At 73.9% G+C, this 17,803-nt stretch carries 12 protein-coding genes; 6 read left to right on the top strand and 6 right to left on the bottom strand.

Going from position 1 to position 17,803, the window contains the following annotated elements; all coding sequences use genetic code 11:
• Window positions 1–209: 209 nt before the first annotated feature.
• Entirely contained in the window at window positions 210–968 is a 759-nt protein-coding gene (locus ACIF6F_RS12745; protein WP_399945142.1) for a YwiC-like family protein, read from the bottom strand.
• Between the two features lie 239 nt (window positions 969–1,207).
• On the opposite strand from ACIF6F_RS12745, the gene ACIF6F_RS12740 reads away from it, so the two are divergent.
• The 6 genes from ACIF6F_RS12740 to ACIF6F_RS12715 all read left to right on the top strand — a co-directional run bounded on the left by ACIF6F_RS12740 (window position 1,208) and on the right by ACIF6F_RS12715 (window position 11,216).
• Window positions 1,208–4,870, top strand: coding sequence for a nitrate reductase subunit alpha (locus ACIF6F_RS12740; RefSeq protein WP_399945140.1), 3,663 nt, complete (start codon window positions 1,208–1,210; stop codon window positions 4,868–4,870).
• A 5-nt stretch (window positions 4,871–4,875) separates the two neighbouring features.
• The gene (gene narH, locus ACIF6F_RS12735; RefSeq protein ID WP_399945137.1) at window positions 4,876–6,393 is read left to right on the top strand and encodes a nitrate reductase subunit beta; all 1,518 of its coding nucleotides are present in this window, start codon (window positions 4,876–4,878) and stop codon (window positions 6,391–6,393) included.
• A complete protein-coding gene (narJ, locus tag ACIF6F_RS12730) occupies window positions 6,393–7,103 on the top strand; it encodes a nitrate reductase molybdenum cofactor assembly chaperone (RefSeq protein WP_399945134.1) in 711 nt (236 codons plus the stop codon). Before narH ends, narJ begins: the two co-directional genes overlap by 1 nt.
• Entirely contained in the window at window positions 7,100–7,828 is a 729-nt protein-coding gene (narI, locus tag ACIF6F_RS12725) for a respiratory nitrate reductase subunit gamma (RefSeq protein ID WP_399945132.1), read from the top strand. The genes narJ and narI overlap by 4 nt, the downstream gene beginning before the upstream one ends.
• Before the next feature lie 360 nt (window positions 7,829–8,188).
• On the top strand, window positions 8,189–9,568 hold the full coding sequence (hemG, locus tag ACIF6F_RS12720; RefSeq protein ID WP_399945129.1) for a protoporphyrinogen oxidase: 1,380 nt from the start codon (window positions 8,189–8,191) through the stop codon (window positions 9,566–9,568).
• Between the two features lie 130 nt (window positions 9,569–9,698).
• Window positions 9,699–11,216, top strand: a complete 1,518-nt coding sequence (locus ACIF6F_RS12715) for an alpha/beta hydrolase (protein WP_399945126.1) — start codon at window positions 9,699–9,701, stop codon at window positions 11,214–11,216.
• A 110-nt stretch (window positions 11,217–11,326) separates the two neighbouring features.
• On the opposite strand, the gene moeZ is transcribed toward ACIF6F_RS12715, so the two are convergent.
• From moeZ to pelF, 5 genes are all read right to left on the bottom strand, one after another.
• Window positions 11,327–12,505 carry an adenylyltransferase/sulfurtransferase MoeZ gene (gene moeZ / locus ACIF6F_RS12710; protein WP_399945124.1) on the bottom strand — a complete coding sequence of 393 codons (1,179 nt, stop codon included), beginning with the start codon at window positions 12,503–12,505 and terminating at the stop codon, window positions 11,327–11,329.
• A 64-nt stretch (window positions 12,506–12,569) separates the two neighbouring features.
• On the bottom strand, window positions 12,570–13,322 hold the full coding sequence (locus ACIF6F_RS12705; protein ID WP_399945122.1) for a spherulation-specific family 4 protein: 753 nt from the start codon (window positions 13,320–13,322) through the stop codon (window positions 12,570–12,572).
• Window positions 13,310–14,296, bottom strand: coding sequence for an NAD-dependent epimerase/dehydratase (locus tag ACIF6F_RS12700; RefSeq protein ID WP_399945120.1), 987 nt, complete (start codon window positions 14,294–14,296; stop codon window positions 13,310–13,312). The genes ACIF6F_RS12705 and ACIF6F_RS12700 overlap by 13 nt, the downstream gene beginning before the upstream one ends.
• Window positions 14,297–14,784: 488 nt before the next feature.
• Complete coding sequence (locus tag ACIF6F_RS12695; protein WP_399945117.1) at window positions 14,785–16,023, bottom strand: hypothetical protein; 1,239 nt, start codon at window positions 16,021–16,023, stop codon at window positions 14,785–14,787.
• Complete coding sequence (pelF, locus tag ACIF6F_RS12690; protein WP_399945115.1) at window positions 16,020–17,618, bottom strand: GT4 family glycosyltransferase PelF; 1,599 nt, start codon at window positions 17,616–17,618, stop codon at window positions 16,020–16,022. The genes ACIF6F_RS12695 and pelF overlap by 4 nt, the downstream gene beginning before the upstream one ends.
• Window positions 17,619–17,803 lie beyond the last annotated feature (185 nt).

The following is a 17,803-nucleotide window of genomic DNA, read 5'->3' as shown; positions in this document are numbered from 1 at the left end:
CCTGGGGCAAGGGCTTCGCCCTGGCCTTCGGCCACCCCAGGCCCGGGCCTGCCTCCGGACCAGCCTGCCACGACGCCTCAAGCACCTCCCCCACACACCACACGACCCACCAGGCCCTGCCAAGGAAGCGGCGGGCGGGAGTGGAGTGCCCCGGGCCGGTGCAGGGGTGGCAGGCCAGGCGGCGGTTGCCGGGGGGGCCGGGCGTGGCCTCAGAAGATCAGGAGCAGGGTGGCCAGGAGGGCCAGGGACGCGGCCAGTTCCAGGGCGCCGACCAGGGGGACCTTGATCCGGTGACCCGGCAGAGCCGCCGCTCGGGCCAGGTAGAGGGCGAAGGGCAGGGCCAGCCAGGGCGAGAGGCAGGCCGCGGCGGCCAGGGCGACAGCGTGGTACACGACCGAGGCGCGGTGGTACGTACGGGAGTTCCGCTCCCGGATCATCGTCTTCACGTACGGCACCGTGCCCGCGAAGTACAGCAGGCAGGCCAGTGCCGCCCGCCACCCGTCGGGCGCCACGGCACCCCCGCCCAGCCGCAGCGCGACCAGCAGCATCCCGCAGGCCGGCACCACCGCGGCCAGGCCGTTTACCAGGGCCCGCTCCCGGTTCCGCCAGGCGTGGTACGTGTTCACCGCGACGAACGGCGCCGCGGCGAGGGCGGCTGCGAGGAGCCACGGGTACGCCACCGCGAGCGGCACCGCGCAGACCGCGAAGGCGCCGCCGAAGACCAGGCCCGGCAGGGCGTGCCGGCCGGCGGCCCGGGGGTTGCGGGAGTTCCGGCGCAGCCGCAGCCACTGCTGGCCGTGGTACACGGCGACGTACCCCAGCAGCCAGGCGGCGAACAGCGCGAGGTGCGCAGGGCCGGGGTGCGGGGAGAGGAACGTGCCCGCCGCGAAGGGCACGGCGAGCATCGCCCAGGCCCCGTGCTGGTCCGGCAGCCACCGCCGCTTCCCACCGCCACGCCCCGCCACCACCGCACGCCCTTTCCGGCAATCGTCCCGAATTGGAATTCCAGCGCGTAATTTCCGCGCCCGACCCGCGAGTTGGGTCCAACCCAGCATGCACCCCTGCGGTCCTCCGAATTCCGGAAAGAGGTCACCACCCATCGGGACCTTCGTCCCCGGGGTGGCCCGATTTCTGCGGCGTAACGTCGAAAAGGGCCGTTTCCTCGGCCTCACCGGGCACCGCCCGGGCATCGCTGGAGGACCGTGTGTTGCAGGAGAACCAGGGGCATCAGGGCGGGCATCAGGGCGCCGCGGAATCGCTGATCAGGGCGGGCAGTTTCTTTTCCCGCGCCGAGATCTCCGACGACCTCCGCACCGTCCACAAGACGGGTGGCAGGGCCGCCGAGGCCTTCTACCGGGACCGCTGGAGCCACGACAAGGTCGTGTATTCCACGCACGGGGTGAACTGCACGGGTTCCTGCCGGTGGAAGGTGTACGTCAAGGACGGGATCATCACCTGGGAGACCCAGGCCACCGACTACCCGTCCGTGGGCCCGGACCGCCCGGAGTACGAGCCGCGCGGCTGCCCCCGCGGCGCTTCCTTCTCCTGGTACTCCTACTCCCCGACGCGCGTGCGCTACCCGTACGTGCGGGGCGTCCTGCTGGAGATGTACCGCGAGGCGAAGGCGCGCCTGGAGGACCCCGTGCTGGCCTGGGCCGACATCCAGGCCGACCCCGAGCGGCGCCGCAGGTACCAGCAGGCGCGCGGCAAGGGCGGCCTGGTACGGGCGAACTGGGACGAGGCCGTCGAGATCATCTCGGCCGCGCACGTCCACACCATCAAGGAGCACGGCCCCGACCGCGTCGCCGGCTTCTCCCCGATCCCCGCCATGTCGATGGCCTCGCACGCCGCCGGCGCCCGCTTCCACTCGCTCATCGGCGCGCCGATGCTGAGCTTCTACGACTGGTACGCGGACCTGCCGGTCGCCTCCCCGCAGGTGTTCGGCGACCAGACCGACGTACCCGAGTCCGGCGACTGGTGGGACGCGGCCTACCTGATGATGTGGGGCTCCAACGTCCCCGTCACCCGCACCCCCGACGCCCACTGGATGGCCGAGGCCCGCTACCGCGGCCAGAAGGTCGTCACCGTCTCCCCCGACTACGCGGACAACACCAAGTTCGCCGACGAGTGGATGCACCCGCACCCGGGCACCGACGGGGCGCTCGCGATGGCGATGGGGCACGTCATCCTCAAGGAGTTCTTCGTCGACCGGCAGACGCCGTTCTTCACCGACTACGTGCGGAAGTACACCGACCTGCCGTTCCTCGTCTCGCTCCGGGAGACCGAACACGGCCTGGTCCCGGGCAAGTTCGTCACCGCCGCCGACCTCGGGCACGAGACCGGCAACGCGCAGTGGAAGACGGTGCTCGTCGACGACGTCACGGGCGAGCCGGTCGTGCCGAACGGCACCCTCGGCCACCGCTGGGGCAAGAGCGAGGAACCCGAGTGGAACCTCGACCTCGGCGACACCGTCCCCCGCCTGAGCCTGATCGGCGAGAACGGCACCGCCGAGGTCGTCCTCCCCCGCTTCGAGGACGACGCGGCCGGCACCGTCGTCCGCGGCGTCCCCGTGCGCCGCCTGGCCGGCCGCCTGGTCACCACCGTGTACGACCTGATGCTCGCCCAGTACGGCGTAGCCCGCCCGGGCCTGCCGGGCGACTGGCCGGCCTCGTACGAGGACGCGAGCGCGCCCGGCACCCCCGCCTGGCAGGAGACGCTGACCTCGGTCCCGGCGGCCCAGGCGGCCCGGGTGGCCCGGGAGTTCGCGGAGACGGCCGAGCAGTCCCAGGGCCGCTGCATGATCCTGATGGGCGCCGGCACCAACCACTGGTTCCACTCCGAGACCATCTACCGCGCCTTCCTCGCCCTGCTCACCCTGACCGGCTGCCAGGGCCGCAACGGCGGAGGCTGGGGCCACTACGTGGGCCAGGAGAAGTGCCGCCCGGTCACCGGCTGGGCCAGCCTCGCCGCCGCCTCCGACTGGTCGCGCCCCCCGCGGCAGATGATCGGCGCCGCCTGGTTCTACCTGCACACCGACCAGTGGCGGTACGACACCCTGCCCGCCGAGGCCCTGGCCTCACCGCTGGGCGACGGCCGCTTCGCGGGGATGACCGGTGCGGACTGCCTGGCCGCCTCGGCCCGCATGGGCTGGATGCCCTCGTACCCGACCTTCGACCGCAACCCGCTGGAGCTGGGCGCCTCACCGGACCCCGTGGCCGACACGGTGCGGGAGCTGGAGGAGGGCACCCTCGGCTTCGCCGGCGAGGACCCGGACGCCCCGCGCAACTGGCCGCGCGTGCTCAACGTGTGGCGGGCCAACCTGCTCGGCTCCAGCTCCAAGGGCAACGAGTACTTCCTCAAGCACCTGCTGGGCACCCACTCCAACCTCCCCGAGGACGGGCCCCGCTGCTCGCCCAGGGACGTGGCCTGGCACGAGGCGGACGTGGAGGGCAAGCTCGACCTGCTGATGACCATGGACTTCCGGATGACGTCCACGACGCTGCTGTCGGACGTGGTCCTCCCGGCGGCCACCTGGTACGAGAAGCACGACCTGTCCTCCACGGACATGCACCCCTTCCTGCACGCCTTCACCCCCGCCGTGGACCCGCCCTGGCAGGCGCGCTCCGACTACGACGCCTTCCTCGGCCTCGCCCGCCGGTTCGGCGAACTGGCCGCCGGGCACCTGGGCGTACGCAAGGACCTGGTCGCCACCGCCCTCCAGCACGACACCCCGGGCGGCGAGATGGCCCAGCCCGGCGGGGTGGCCCTGGACTGGTCGAAGGGCGAGTGCGCGCCCGTACCCGGCCGGACCATGTACAACCTGACGGTCGTCGAGCGGGACTACGGAGCGGTGGGCGAGAAGTTCGCCGCACTCGGCCCCCTGGTCGACACCCTCGGCGTCACCACCAAGGCGATCACCTTCGACGTGGGCGAAGAGGTCGGCTACCTGGGCGCGAAGAACGGCACGGTGCGCGGCGGCGTCGCGGACGGCCGACCGCGCCTGGACACCGCGCAGCGGGCCTGCGAGGCGATCCTCTCCCTCTCGGGCACCAGCAACGGCCGGCTGGCCACGCAGGGCTTCGAGACGCTGGAGAAGAAGGTCGGCACGCACATGGCCCACCTGGCCGCGGAGGCCGAGGGCAAGCGCATCACCTTCGCCGACACCCAGGCCCGTCCGGTCCCGGTGATCACCTCGCCGGAGTGGTCGGGCTCGGAGTCCGGCGGCCGCCGGTACACGGCCTTCACGGTCAACACCGAGCACCTCAAGCCCTGGCACACCCTCACCGGCCGCCAGCACTTCTTCCTGGACCACGACTGGCTGCACGAGGTGGGCGAGTCGCTGCCGGTGTACAAGCCGCCGCTGAACATGCACCGGCTGTACGGCGAGCCCGAACTCGGGCAGGTCGACGAGAAGACGGTCGCCGTCCGCTACCTGACCCCGCACAACAAGTGGGCCATCCACAGCCAGTACCAGGACAACCTCTACATGATGACCCTGGGCCGCGGCGGGCAGACGGTGTGGATGTCCCCGCAGGACGCCGAGGCCATCGGGGTGCGGGACAACGACTGGATCGAGGCGGTCAACCGCAACGGTGTGGTCACCGCCCGGGCGATCGTCTCCCACAAGATGCCGCCCGGCACGGTCTACATGAACCACGCGCAGGAGCGCACGGTCGGCGTCCCGAAGACCGAGAAGACCGGCCGCCGCGGCGGCATCCACAACTCCCTCACCCGCGTGATGCTCAAGCCCACGCACCTCGTGGGCGGTTACGCCCAGCTGACCTGGGCCTTCAACTACCTCGGCCCGACCGGCAACCAGCGCGACGAGGTGACGGTCATCCGCCGCCGCTCGCAGAAGGTGGAGTTCTGATCCTGATGCGCGTCATGGCACAGATCGCGATGGTCATGAACCTCGACAAGTGCATCGGCTGCCACACCTGCTCGGTCACCTGCAAGCAGGCGTGGACCAACCGGCAGGGCACCGAGTACGTCTGGTTCAACAACGTCGAGACCCTCCCCGGCCAGGGCTACCCCCGCCGGTGGGAGGACCAGGAGCGCTGGAAGGGCGGCTGGGAGCGCACCCGGTCGGGCAGGCTGCGACTGAGAGCGGGCGGCCGCCTCGCCAAGCTGGGCAAGATCTTCGCCAATCCGGACCTGCCGGAGATCGGCGACTACTACCAGCCCTGGACGTACGAGTACAAGAACCTCACCGAGGCCCCGGCCGGCGACGACCTGCCGGTGGCCCGCCCGGTGTCGCAGGTCACCGGCGAGCCGCTCGACACCATCGAGTGGGGACCGAACTGGGACGACAACCTCGGCGGGGGCCCGGAACACGCCCCGAGGGACCCGGTCGTGGAGAAGCTCCGCGGCGAGGTGGGCGAGAAGATCCGCTTCGAGTTCGAGCAGAGCTTCATGTTCTACCTGCCGCGGATCTGCGAGCACTGCCTGAACCCGGCGTGCGTCTCCTCCTGCCCGTCGGGCGCGATGTACAAGCGCGAGGAGGACGGCATCGTCCTGGTCGACCAGGACCGCTGCCGCGGCTGGCGGATGTGCGTCACCGGCTGCCCGTACAAGAAGGTCTACTTCAACCACGCCACCGGCAAGGCCGAGAAGTGCACCTTCTGCTTCCCGCGCATCGAGGTCGGCATGCCGACCGTCTGCTCCGAGACCTGCGTCGGCCGGATGCGCTACCTCGGCGTGATGCTCTACGACGCCGACAAGGTCGCCGAGGCCGCGGCCGTGGAGGACGAGCACGACCTCTACCCGGCCCAGGTCGAGTGCTTCCTCGACCCGCACGACCCCGCCGTGGCCGAGGCCGCCCGGGCCGCCGGGCTCACCGAGGAGTGGCTCGACGCCGCCCGCCGCTCGCCCGTGTACGACCTGATCGCGACCTACCAGGTGGCGCTGCCCCTGCACCCGGAGTACCGGACCATGCCGATGGTCTGGTACGTGCCCCCGCTCTCCCCGGTCGTCGAGGCGGTGGCCGCCACCGGCCGCGACGGCGAGGACGCGGGGAACCTCTTCGGCGCGATCGACGCCCTGCGCATCCCCGTGGAGTACCTGGCGGAGGTGCTGACCGCGGGCGACACCCACCCGGTCGAGGCCGTGCTGCGCCGGATGGCCGCGATGCGCGCGTACATGCGGCGGATCAACCTCGGCGAGGAGCGGGACGAGACCGTCGCGAAGGCGGTGGGCCTGACCGGGGCCGAGATGGAGGACATGTTCCGGCTGCTGGCCGTCGCCAAGCAGGAGGACCGGTTCGTGGTCCCGACCGCAGCCCGCCCCGACGCCGACGCGCTCGCCGGCGCCCATCCCCTGGAGGCCGGGTGTCCCGTCGGGGAGTCCGGCACTCCACGTGTGATGCTCAACCTCAGCCCCACCCGGAGGCGTTGATGTCCACCCCGTCCTCGGAGACCCTGACCCCCGATGCGCTCGTACGACTCGTCGCCGGCCACTGCCTGCGGTATCCCGACTCCGACCTGTACGGCGCGTTCCCCGCGCTCCGTGCGGCCCTCGCCGGGGCGCCCGCCGAACCGGCCCGGCTGATCGGCGCGTTCCTCGACCACGCGGAGGCCACCGAGCCGCTGCGGATGTGCGCGGAGTACACCTCGACCTTCGACACCCGCAACCGCCGCTGCCTCTACCTGACCTGGTGGAGCGACGGAGACACCCGGCGGCGCGGGCTGTCGCTGGTGCGGATCAAGCGGACCTACCGCGACCACGGGCTGGAGTTCACGGGCGAGGAGCTGCCCGACTTCCTGCCGGTGGCCCTGGAGTTCGCCGCCCGGCGCCCGGAGGCGGGCACCGCGCTGCTCCAGGAGCACCGGGCCGGCCTGGAGCTGCTGCGCCTGGCGCTGTCCGCCGCGGACACCCCGTACACCCGGCTGCTCGAAGCGGTCTGCGCCACCCTGCCCGGCCCCTCCCCCGAGACCAGGGCCGAGGCGAAGGCCCTGGCGAGGAACGGGCCGCCGCAGGAGCTGGTGGGCGCGGGGACGCCGCTGGAGCCGTTCGGGCCCGGCATCGACCGGCCCTTCGACGCGCCCCTGGACCTGCCGTGGCCCGTCTCCGCCATGCCCGCCGCTCCGGAGAGGACGAGCGCATGACCGACCTGCTGCTGTGGGGCGTGCTCCCGTACGTCTCCGTCGCGCTGCTGATCGCGGGTACGGTCTGGCGCGCCCGCTACGACCAGTTCGGCTGGACCACCCACTCGTCGCAGCTGCACGAGTCCCGGCTGCTGCGGATCGGCTCGCCGCTGTTCCACTTCGGCATGCTGTTCGTGGTGCTCGGGCACGTGGTGGGCCTGCTGATCCCCCAGAGCTGGACGGACGCGGTGGGGCTGAGCGACCACGCGTACCACCTGCTGGCGATATCCACCGGCACGGTCGCGGGCGTGGCCGCCGCCGCGGGCATCGGGATCCTGGTCTTCCGGCGGTTCCGGGTGCCGGCCGTGCGCCGGGCCACGCTGAAGAGCGACCACCTGATGTACACGTTCCTGCTCGGGGCGATGGTGCTCGGCCTGACGGCCACCGTGCTCAACTCCACCGGCGCGACGGACGGGTACAACTACCGGGAGGGCATCTCCCCCTGGTTCCGCAGCCTGTTCGCCTTCCAGCCGGACCACCACCTGATGGCGGGTGCACCGCTGGCCTTCAAGCTGCACATCCTGTTCGGCTTCACGCTGTTCGCGCTGATCCCGTACTCGCGGCTGGTGCACATGTTCAGCGTCCCGGTGAAGTACCTGTTCCGGCCGTACGTCGTCTACCGCCGCCGGAAGCCCGGGCAGCCGGCGAACCGCGAGGCCAGGCGGGGCTGGGAGCGGGTCTCGTGACCCGGAACGCGCGGCGGATCGTGCGGCGGCCCCGGCACGCCGTCGCCGAGCGCCCCTTCATCGTGATCTGGGAGGCCACCCGGGGCCTGCCCGCTGGCCTGCCTGCACTGCCGGGCCGAGGCGCAGACCCGGCGCGACCCGCGGGAACGGGACGGGGCGGCCGCCCGCCGGGCGGTGGCGGGCGTACGGGTTCTCCCGGGACGTCCTGGCGGAGGACCTTCCCCCAGCTACCGCCGGGGGTGCCCCCAGCGCGTACCGGCCGGGCAGCTTCCCGTACCAGGAGGAACTGGCCGAAAGCATGAGCAATCAGGGCACCCTCCGCCCGTAGGGTCGCAGGGGGGAACACACCAGGAGCAGAGCATGCGTTCAGTGATCGTCGTCGGTGGTGGAATCAGCGGTCTGGCCGCGGCCTGGCAGCTGCGCGGGCAGGCGGACGTGACCGTCCTGGAGAGCGCCTCCAGGGTGGGCGGAAAGCTGCGCACCGGCACGATCGCGGGCATCGCGGTCGACGAGGGCGCCGAGTCCCTGATGGCGCTGCGGCCGGAGGCCGTCGAACTGGCGGCGGCGGTGGGCCTGGGCGACGCCTTGTGCGACCCCGCCCAGGCACCGACCACGATCTGGACCCACGGAGCGCTGCGCCCGCTGCCCGCCGGGCACGTGATGGGCGTACCGACCGACCCCGAGGCCCTGGCCGCCACCGGGCTGCTCTCCCCGGAGGGCGTGGCCCGGGCCGCGGCCGAGGAGACCCTGCCGGCCGGGCCGCTGACGGAGGACGTCTCGGTGGCCCACCACCTCGCCGCACGCTTCGGCCGGGAGGTGGTGGACCGGATGGTCGAGCCCCTGCTGGGCGGGGTGTACGCGGGCCGTGCCGACCGGCTCTCGCTGCGGGCCGCCATGCCACGCGTGGCCGCCCTCGCGGAGCAGGGCGAGGCGCTGGTGCCGGCCCTGCGCCGGATGCGGGCCGCGGGCGCGCCGCGCTCGGCCCCGGTCGCCGTCCAGGGCGTGGCCGGCGGCACCGGGCGCTTCCCGGCGGCGGTCGCGGCGGCCTGCGGGGCGCGGATCCTCACCGGTACGACGGCCCGCTCGCTCGCCCTGACACCGGCGGGGCGGTGGCGCGTCCAGGCGGTCACCGACGACGGCCCGCTGACGATGGAGGCGGACGGCATCGTGCTGGCCCTGCCGGCGTTCGCCGCGGCCGAGCTCCTGCGCCCGCACTCGCCACAGGCCGAGGCGGAGCTCTCCGCGATCCCGCACGCCTCGACCGCCGTCATCACCATGGCCTTCTCCCGGGCCCAGGCGCACTTCCTGCCGACGGGCAACGGCTTCCTGGTGCCGCCCGTGGACGGCCGCACCCTCAAGGCCGCCTCGTTCCTCTCCAACAAGTGGGCGTGGCTGGCCCGGGCGGCGCCGGACGTGTTCGTGCTGCGCGCCTCCGTCGGCCGGATCGGCGAGGAGGGGCTGTTCGACCTCCCGGACCGGGTGCTGGTGCGGCGGGCGATCGCGGAGCTGCACCGGGCGGTGGGCCCGACGGGCGAGCCGGTGGCCACCCGCGTCACGCGTTGGGACCGGGGCCTGCCCCAGTACGGCGTCGGCCACCGGGAACGCGTGGCCCGCATCCGCGAGGCCGCCGGCAAGCTGCCCGCGCTGACCCTCTCCGGCGCCGCGTACGAGGGCGTGGGCGTGGCAGCCTGCGTGGCGACGGGCCGCCAGGCCGCCCGCGACCTCCTGAACACCGCCTGAACACCGCCGGACCACCGTCCGCCCACCGGCCCCGCGGCCGGGGCGCCGGCACCCGGGGCGCCCGGGCCGGGGGCACTCGCATGGGTCACTCGTCGGGCGGAGCGGGCGGGGGGCGCGCAGGATGTGGCTTATGCCGACTTCCGCCCGCCTTCGCACCGCCGCGATCGCCGCCGCCGCGGCACTCCTGCCACTGGCCGGCTGCTCCGACGACAGTGGTGGCGCCAAGGACCTGAAGTGGGAGAGCTGTCCCGCCCCCTCCCCCGCAGAGGGCGGCGGTGAGGCACCGGGCAAGGACTGGGAGTGCTCGGCGCTCGACGTGCCGCTGGACTACGACGACCCGGACGGCGAGACCATCGAGCTGGCCGTCATCCGCTCCAAGGCCACCAACCCCTCCAAGCGGATCGGCTCCCTGGTCTTCAACTTCGGCGGGCCCGGCGGTTCGGGCGTGGCCGTCCTGCCCGGCGCGGCCAAGGACTTCCAGCGCCTGCGGGAGCGGTACGACCTGGTGAGCTTCGACCCGCGCGGCGTCGGCCGGAGCGCGGCGGTGCGCTGCGAGGACGACCGGCAACTGGACGAGTACTACGCCTCGGACGCCACCCCGGTGGGCCCGGCCGCCGAGCAGCAGTTCGTCGACGGCATCAAGACGTACGCGAACGCCTGCGAGCGCAACTCCGGCAGCGTCCTGCCGCACGTGGGGACCCTCGACGCGGCGCGTGACATGGACCGGCTGCGGGCGGCCCTCGGCGACGACAAGCTGCACTACTTCGGCATCTCGTACGGGACCGAGCTGGGCGGGGTGTACGCCCACCTGTTCCCGGAGAAAATCGGGCGGGCGGTGTTCGACGCGGTCGTCGACCCGACCAAGGACGCGGAGCAGAGCTCGCTCGGGCAGGCCAAGGGCTTCCAGCTGGCCCTCGACAACTTCGCCCAGGACTGCGTGGACCGGGGCGACGAGTGCCGGCTCCAGGGCAGCACCGCCAAGGAGATCGAGGACAACATCGTCAAGCTCCAGCAGTCCCTGGCCGTCAAACCCATCCCCGGCATCGGCGACCGGCAGCTGACCGAGACGCAGGCGACCGGCGGCATCGCCCAGGCCCTCTACTCGAAGGAGTACTGGCCGCTGCTCGAACAAGGCCTCGACGAGGCGGAGGGCGGGCAGGGACAGCTGCTCCTGGCCCTCTCCGACGCGATGAACGGCCGCAACCAGGACGGCACCTACAGCAACATCGGCGCGGCCAACACGGCCATCAACTGCGCCGATTCCAAGGACCGGTACACGATCGAGCAGACCAGGGCGAAGCTGCCCGAGTTCCACGCGGCCTCCGCCGTGTTCGGCGACTACCTGGGCTGGGCCATGATGGCCTGCAGCTCCTGGCCGGTCGCCGGAGCCTGGCAGACGCCCGACGTGAGCGCCCCCGGCTCCGCCCCGATCCTGGTCATCGGCAACACCGGCGACCCGGCGACACCGTACGAGGGCGCCCGGCGGATGGCGCAGGAGCTCGGGCCGGGCGTGGGCGTGGAGCTGACGTACGACGGCGAGGGGCACGGCGCCTACAACAGCGGCGACCGCTGTGTGCAGGGGGCCGTGGACCGCTACCTGCTGAACGGGAAGGTCCCGAAGTCGAACACCACCTGCCCGGCCGCCTGACCTCGCGGCGAGACGCGGAGGGGCCCGTACCGCTGCGCACAGCGGTACGGGCCCCTCCGTGAGAGCCGCCGTCACCGGGCCCGGTCAGTGAGCCCGGCCGGCAGACCCGGTCAGTAGATCGGCTTCTCCGGCTCGATCTGGTTGACCCAGCCGATCACGCCGCCGCCGACGTGCACCGCGTCCCCGAAGCCCGCGGACTTCAGCACCGCGAGGACCTCCGCACTGCGGACACCCGTCTTGCAGTGCAGGACGATCTTCCGATCCTGCGGCAGGTCCTGGAGGGCGTTGCCCATCAGGAACTCGCCCTTGGGGATCAGCTTCGCGCCCGGGATCGAGACGATCTCGTACTCGTTCTGCTCGCGGACGTCGATGATCTCGATCTTCTCTTCCGCGTCGATCCACTCCTTGAGCTGCTTGGGAGTGATCGTGGAGCCGAGCGCCGCCTCCTGGGCCTCCTCGGACACGACGCCGCAGAAGGCCTCGTAGTCGATGAGCTCGGTGACGGTCGCGTTCGGGCCGCAGACCGCGCAGTCGGGGTCCTTGCGGACCTTGACCTGGCGGTACTGCATCTCCAGGGCGTCGTAGATCATCAGGCGGCCGACGAGGGGCTCGCCCGTGCCCGTCAGGACCTTGATCGCCTCGGTGACCTGGATGGAGCCGATGGACGCGCAGAGCACGCCCAGCACGCCGCCCTCGGCGCAGGAGGGGACCATGCCCGGCGGCGGGGGCTCCGGGTAGAGGCAGCGGTAGCAGGGGCCGTGCTCGGACCAGAACACCGAGGCCTGGCCGTCGAAGCGGTAGATGGAGCCCCAGACGTACGGCTTGTTCAGCAGCACGCACGCGTCGTTGACGAGGTAGCGCGTGGCGAAGTTGTCCGTGCCGTCGACGATCAGGTCGTACTGGCTGAAGATGTCCATCACGTTCTCGGCCTCAAGCCGCTCTTCGTGAAGGACCACGTTCACGTACGGGTTGATGCCGAGCACCGAGTCCCGCGCCGACGCGGCCTTGGAACGGCCGATGTCCGCCTGGCTGTGGATGATCTGGCGCTGCAGGTTCGACTCGTCGACCTCGTCGAACTCGACGATGCCCAGCGTGCCGACGCCGGCCGCGGCCAGGTACATGAGTGCGGGCGAGCCGAGGCCCCCCGCACCCACGCAGAGCACCTTGGCGTTCTTCAGGCGCTTCTGGCCGTCCATCCCGACGTCCGGGATGATCAGGTGGCGGGAGTACCGACGGACCTCGTCAACGGTGAGCTCAGCGGCTGGCTCGACCAGGGGTGGCAGCGACACGGGGACTCCGTAGATCGGTAAGTCTGAAACGGTTGTTCTCCCCGTAACACTGCCACGCCCTTCTTCATTCCGAGACACCCTGTCCGATACGCGAGACGATTTCGTCCCAGTACGCGGGCATCGCGGCCCAGGGGTCGGCCGTGCCGTGCCGGTCGGAGCGGTCGGTGAACCAGATCGTGCCGGCCCCCTGCCAGCGCGCGATGCGCATGGCCTCCTCCAGGTGGGTGCGGGGGACGCCGTGCACGAGGTGGCAGAACCGCTCCGGCGGGTACTCGGCCGTCCACTCGGCCACCTGTGACCAGCGGTAGTCCGCCCACCGCCCGGAGAACGTGACCAGCTGGTCCGCGGCCTCCGCGTACCCGGCGTACGGATGGGTGCCGTGCCCGAAGACGATCCGGAGCCCCTCGCCCAGCGTACGGAGGGTCTCCGCGACCCGGCGCACGGCGGGCAGCTCGGCCCGGCCCGCGGGGGTCCGCCCGAGGTAGAACCCGTCGACCTGGTACCAGTCGCGGAAGGCGTGGGCGTCGGAGACCAGCTCCCCGAAGGAGCGCGTCCCGTCCCGCATCGCGAGATGGCCGATCACGGTGCCGCCCGCGTCCCTGAGCCGGGCCACGGCCTCCAGGCAGTGCGGGTCGGGCCGGCTGCCGGGGCCGTCCGAGACGTTGAGGACGGCCCAGTGCAGCGGCGTGCCGGGCCGGCTGAGCTCGGCCCACTCCACGGGGGCCACGAGCGGGTGCGCGTACCCGGGGATGCCGAATCCGAGCCGGCCCGCCCCGGTGGGGGCGAGGCGGGCGCCCGGGGTCGTCAGATGCGACACGCGGCCTCCATCCAGATGTCGGCCAGCGACTCCTCCAGGTTGATCCGGGGGCGCCAGCCGAGGCGGTCGCGGGCGGTGCGCACGTCGGCCTGCTGCCAGGCGCCGCAGCCGTCCGGGTAGGGGAACGAGCCGCTGGGCGGTCCGGCCGCCAGCTGGTCCGCGGAGGACTCCGAGCGCTGGGCGCCGATGGTGGCCAGGCCCATGGGCCTGGCGTGCGGGGGCCCGTCGATCTCGTGCAGCGCGCCGCCGTACCCGGCGACCCGGGCGAGTACGGCGGCCGCGTCGCGGAGCCGGACGGCACGACCGGTGCCGATGTTGACGACCCCCTGCGCGGCGGAGAGGGAGGCGGCGTGGACGGCGCGGGCCACGTCGCGCACGTCGACGAAGTCGCGCTGGACCCCGAGGCCGCCGAGCTTCAGCTCGCCGTCGCCGGACTGCATGGCCCGGCGCATGGCCTCGGCGAGGCGTCCCAGGGGCGAGCCGGCGGGTGTGCCGGGCCCGACGGGCGAGAACACGCGGAGCACGACCGCGTCGAGCCCGGAGCCGAGGACGAGCTCGGTGGCGGCGAGTTTGCTGACCCCGTAGGGGCCGCCGGGTCTGGGGACGGCGTCCTCGGCGGTGGAGGAGCCGGGCTGGCTGGGCCCGTACTCGGCGGCGCAGCCGAGCTGGACGAGCCGGGCGCCGCAGCCGCTGCGGCGCAGCGACTCGCAGATGGTGGCGACGGCCACGGTGTTGTGGCGGGTCAGCTCGCGGGCCCCGCCGCGCGTGGTGCCGGCGCAGTTGATCACGACGCCGGGGTGGACGGCGTCGAGGAACCGGGTGAGCGCGCCGGGGCTGCCCGTGGCGAGGTCGAACCGTACGTCGGCGTCGTCGCCGCGGCCGAGCGCGGTGAGCTGGACGGCGGGGTCGGCGAGCAGCCGGTCGGCCACGTAGCGGCCGAGGTATCCGTTGGCTCCGATCAGCAGCACCCTCATCGCGCGCCTCCTGTGTGCCGACGGGGCGTGGCGGGTGATTGGGGGGTCATCTCTCGTTCTCCTTCGGGGGTGTTGCGGTGGATTCGTGCGGGGTGGAGCGGCGGCGTCGGCTCCGCCGCTCCCTGCGGGGTGCTCCGTCGGCCGCGCCCCACGAGGGGTGCGGTGCCGCCGCTGCCGCCCCGCGGACGTCTGCGGGTACCGCGCGGCCGGGACGGGCGGGGTGGTGCGGGTCTGCTTGCGGGCCCGCGCCGGACCGGCCCGGCAGCCCTCCCGGCCGTGGCGGGCGGCGGGCAGCGGCGCTGCCGGTGCGCTGCCGTACGGGGCTGCTCGTCCGCGGGCGGTACGGGTGCCCGGCGCCGGGCGTCCCGGTGCCCGGGGCCGGTACGTAGGCCGGCCCGGGGCGGGCCGTCCGCGCACCCGGCGCTCCGGCCCGGAGGGGCGCGGTGGCCGGGACGGGGGACGGGGGACGCGGCGGACACCGGGGACGCCTAGCGGAGGGCGTGCGCCGAGGCGCGGGAGAGGGCGGCGGCCGCGTGACCCAGCAGGGCGAGCAGCGCGGCGCCCAGCAGGCCGGTCGTGGCGGCGTACGGAACCGGCTGGCCGAGGGCCGCGGCACCCAGCAGTACCGCCTCGGCGGCACACACGGCACCGAGGGCGTTGCGCGCGGCGGCCGGGGAGCCGTGCACGGCGAGCAGCCGGGCCAGGAACAGCAGCACCCCGAGGCACGTGCCGGCGGCGAGCGCGCCTCCGGTGAGGGCCAGCAGTCCGGCGAGGGCCACGGCGAACACCGCGCACACACCGAGCAGCAGCGGGCGCATCCCGGCGGCGAACTCCTCCAGCAGCCGGCTGACGGCGAGTCTGCGCCGGGCCCGCGTCGCGAACAGCCCGGCACACCAGGTGGCCGGTGCGGCGGCGAGCGCGAGGGCGGTCAGCGTCCCGGCGGCGGCACCGGGCGGCGCGCCCTCCGTACCCACCGCGTCGGCGCAGGCCACCCCGGCCGTCAGTGCGGCGGCCCAGAGCCAGGCGGTGGCTCCGGTCCGGCCGGTGACGCGCAGCGGCCCGGCCCGCAGGCAGCACACCAGGGCGACCAGCGCGAGGGCCCCGCCCGCGGCGACGGCCGCGGTGCCTTCGGCCAGCACCCGGGTGCCCACCGCCAGGGCGCCCGGGAGCAGGGAGAGCCCGTACCCGAGCGCCCGGCGCCCGGCGGTCGGGGCGGCCGGATCCACGGCCGCCGGGCCCGCGTGGGCGGCCGACGGCCCGTCGTGGCCCCGCGCACCCTGGCCCGGGGCGGTCCCCGCGGCGCCCGGGCGGCCCTGCCCGGCCCCGCGTGGCACCCGGGCGTACAGCTCCTCGGCCAGCGAGAACACGTCCCGGTGCCGGAAGCGCGCCGCGGTGCGGTCGGTGACCCCGTGGGCCTCAAGGCCCGCGGCGATCTCCAGCGGATCGACCGCCCGCTCGCACAGCTCCCGGTGACGGTGCAGCAGCACCTTGACGGGGTCGGCCCCGCCGCGCCGTCGCACCGCGGCGCCGGCGCCACGGCCCGACGCCGTCCCCGTCGCCGTGCCCGTCGCCGTCCCCGGGTTGACGCTGCCGTTGACCAGCCCGTTGACCGGACCGTTGACGCCCTGCGCACCGTCCTGCACGGGAATTCCGGGCCGGGTGTCCCGCCCCGTCGCCAGGATCTCCTCGGCCCTCGTCGGGTAGGCCTCCGGACGCTGCCCGCTCATGCCGTCGCCTCCGGGGTGCGGGTCCGGCCCGCCACGCCGGCGGTCCACCGGCCCGGTACGCACGCCTCCGCGGGCAGCCCGAACGGCACTTCCCCGTCGTCCGGGCGGGCCGGTGCGTGCGAGATCAGTTCCAGGTACAGGGCGCGGAAGGCGGCCACGTTCTGCTCCACCGTGAAGAGTTCGAGCGCGCGGGCGCGGGCGGCGGCGCCCAGCCGCGCGGCCCTCTCGGGGTCCCGCAGCAGCGCCAGGCAGGCATCGGCGAGGGCGCGCGGGTTGCGGGGCGGCACGACGAGTCCGGTGCCGCCGATGACCTCGCAGACGGCCCCGGCATCGGTGGACACGGTGGCCCGCCCGCAGAACATCGCCTCGACCAGGCTGATCGGAAAGCCCTCGACCACCGAGGACAGCACCACCACCCGCCCCGAGGCGTAGGCGTCGGCCGGCTGCGGCGCGGCCGGTCCGCCGATCTCCTCGAAGCTGACCGGGCTCTCGCCCACGGTCACCGCGTCGGCGGCCTCGTCCGGGAAGAGCTGGGCGGCCAGCGCGCGGCAGTGCGCGAGATACGAGACGGCCTCGGGCGTGCGCGAGGGGGCCGCGAACAGCCGCAGCCGCGCCTCGGGTTCGGCCTTCCGCACCTCTCCGAAGGCGTGCAGGAGCGCGATCACGTCCTTGGCCGGCTCGACCCGGCCGACCCACACCAGCGTGAGCGGGTCGCCCTGGTCGGCGGCCTCGCCGACGGCGGCGAATCGGTCCGCCTCCATCCCCGGGTACACGGTGCGCACGCGGGCGCGGTCGGCGCCGCACCGCTCCTGCCAGCGCCGGGCGTGCGTGTTGCCGGGGGTGAGCAGGTCGCCGGCCCGGTAGACCTCGGCGGCCAGCCGTCCGTGGAAGGCGGCCAGGAGCGCGCGCACTGCGGCGCTCAGCGGCGCCCCCGCGCGGTCGAGGTAGTGCGCGCGCAGCGGGACGCCGTACTCGGTGACCAGCAGCGGGATGCCGAAGAAGCGTTTGGCCAGGAGTCCGGGCAGGGCGGCGACGCCGCCGGCCGCCGCGTGGCACACGTCGACGCCGCCGAGGTCCTCGTACCAGTCGAGGGAGAGGGGGCGCAGCGCCCGCTCCAGTTCGTCCGCGAAGTCGAGGAGGTCGGAGACCTGGGCCGTCTGGAGGGTGCGGTTCGCCCCGGGGGCCCGGCAGGCGGACTCCAGGGCGCGGACCGCGGTCTCGGAGCGCAGCGCCGCGTGGAGGCCGCCCTCCTCGCGGGCGAGTTCGGCCAGCCCGTACAGGCCCTGGGCGAAGGCTTCCGGGCGTCCGGTGCACACGCCGGCCACGAGGTCCCTGAAGTGCCCGGCGAACCGGCGGCGTTCGCGGCGGCCGTGGCTGCGGCCGTCGTCGTCGGGGGCCCACAGCGGGGCGGTGCGTACGTGCGTGACGTGGGGCGGCAGCGGGACGTGTCCCCCGCGCTCCTGCTCGGCGCTGCGGCTCAGCGCGTAGATCTCGAACTCGTGCTGCGGGAGTCCGCGTACGAGCCGGTCGCACCAGAGTCTCGACTCACCCGTCGCATACGGATAACCACCCTCCGTGAGCAGTCCGATCCGCACGAGTGCACCCCCGATCTCCCGTATGAGGCGGCCGCCTTGGGTCGGGCGACCCGCCGCGGGATGAACTCAAGCGGATGCACCGGTGGGGGGGGGGGGGGGGGGGGGGGGGGGGGGGGGGGGGGGGGGGGGGGGGTGGTTGGGGGGGGGGGGGGGGGGCGGGCGGGGGGGGGGGGGGGAGGGGCGGG

Source organism: Streptomyces sp. NPDC086023 (assembly GCF_044540325.1).
GTDB lineage: Bacteria > Actinomycetota > Actinomycetes > Streptomycetales > Streptomycetaceae > Streptomyces.
This window is presented reverse-complemented; position numbering and strand designations above follow the sequence as displayed.

Excerpts from the sequence above, each read along its gene's own strand:
- narH (WP_399945137.1), top strand. The coding sequence starts at position 4,876 with ATGCGCGTCATGGCACAGATCGCGATGGTCATGAACCTCGACAAGTGC.
- ACIF6F_RS12700 (WP_399945120.1), bottom strand. The coding sequence starts at position 14,296 with ATGAGGGTGCTGCTGATCGGAGCCAACGGATACCTCGGCCGCTACGTG.
- narI (WP_399945132.1), top strand. The coding sequence starts at position 7,100 with ATGACCGACCTGCTGCTGTGGGGCGTGCTCCCGTACGTCTCCGTCGCG.
- ACIF6F_RS12715 (WP_399945126.1), top strand. The coding sequence starts at position 9,699 with ATGCCGACTTCCGCCCGCCTTCGCACCGCCGCGATCGCCGCCGCCGCG.
- ACIF6F_RS12695 (WP_399945117.1), bottom strand. The coding sequence starts at position 16,023 with ATGAGCGGGCAGCGTCCGGAGGCCTACCCGACGAGGGCCGAGGAGATC.
- hemG (WP_399945129.1), top strand. The coding sequence starts at position 8,189 with ATGCGTTCAGTGATCGTCGTCGGTGGTGGAATCAGCGGTCTGGCCGCG.
- narJ (WP_399945134.1), top strand. The coding sequence starts at position 6,393 with ATGTCCACCCCGTCCTCGGAGACCCTGACCCCCGATGCGCTCGTACGA.